This window comes from Acidithiobacillus sp. TH-A36 (genome assembly GCF_057473445.1).
On the sequence record NZ_JBYCKP010000627.1, the window covers coordinates 1 to 1,148 of the forward strand.

2 protein-coding genes are annotated in these 1,148 nt (G+C 55.7%); both read right to left on the minus strand.

Annotation, left to right across the window (positions count from 1 at the left end; translation table 11 throughout):
* Nucleotides 1-408: protein-tyrosine phosphatase family protein (locus AC2VLY_RS15715; protein ID WP_486891918.1), on the minus strand; the 408-nt coding region annotated here is incomplete at its 3' end.
* On the minus strand, nucleotides 405-1,148 hold a 744-nt coding region (locus tag AC2VLY_RS15720), incomplete at its 5' end, for a glycosyltransferase family 9 protein (protein ID WP_486891917.1). The genes AC2VLY_RS15720 and AC2VLY_RS15715, both read right to left, overlap by 4 nt.

A 1,148-nucleotide genomic window follows, 5' to 3' on the forward strand; every position in this document is an offset into this window, starting at 1 on the left:
GAACCCGGCCCGATCTGCCCCCGATTTGCAGTGCAACAAAAAAGGCTTAGGGAGCTCTGTCAATAAATCCATGGCCGCCAGCAAACGCTCTTTTTCGGGTAAATCACGGGAACCGAAACCATGCAGAACAATATGCTGCATTCCGGTAGCGTCACAAATTTCCTGTTCCAGACGGTAATGGGGTTCCCGAGGCGCTGGGGCCCGCAGGTTCAGCACCGCCCGGAGAGCATGGCGCTTATGCCAGAGCCGCAACTGCCTGGGCGAAGGTTGTGCCGAACGAAATACACCCGGTGCCATTTCATGGAAATTGGCATAAAACCATTCCCGAAAGATGCCGTGATCTGTCCAGAATTGATGGCGACGATAGCGACGACGCTCTTCCGGCAAAAGCCTGAGGGACGGATTCATGAATCGGACGACTCCAGCAAGGAAGATAAAGCGGCCCAGACCCGATCAGGCTCCAGCGCCTCCTGACAAAGTATCCGGCCATTTTGCGCCTCGGGCAACGGACAGCGGGCTTTGCCGCAGGGGGCGCAGGATTGTGGACTTTGGAGATTGATCTGTTGCTCACCTCCATGGGCTAAACGTTCTACAGATGTAGGTCCATACAGTGTTACTCCAGCCAGCCCCAGAGCACTGCCCAGATAAGACAGCCCGGTATCCATCCCGACAAAAGCCTGCGCTCTGCTCATGACCATAGCCAGAGTTTCCAGATTCAGGCGCGGAAGCGCTATAACATTATCAGCACCAGATTGAATGCTAGCCACCCGCAGACGCTCGCGTTCGTCCGCTGCGGGTAGCACTAAATTCAAGCCATTTACGCGCAGATGAGAAGCCAATCTCCTCCAGTGCCGTTCCGGCCATTCCTTGGTTTTCCAGGCGGCAGAAGTCGCATGAAACCCTATGACAAAAGGCCGATTTACCCATTGCACCATCGGATCATCCAACGACTGATCCTGCCATTGCCTGCGAAGATAAGCCAAAGCAAAGTCAGGCAGCGTATCCGGAAGCGGATATTTCAGCGCCGCCGAGAACAGCTGACGATTGCGCACAATGGCAGGACTGGACCAGGGAACCGTAAAGCGCTGTTGATACAAGCGGGAAGCCCCAGGCTCTCTGGCACTGTCCGCCGCCAGTCCCAAAACCGG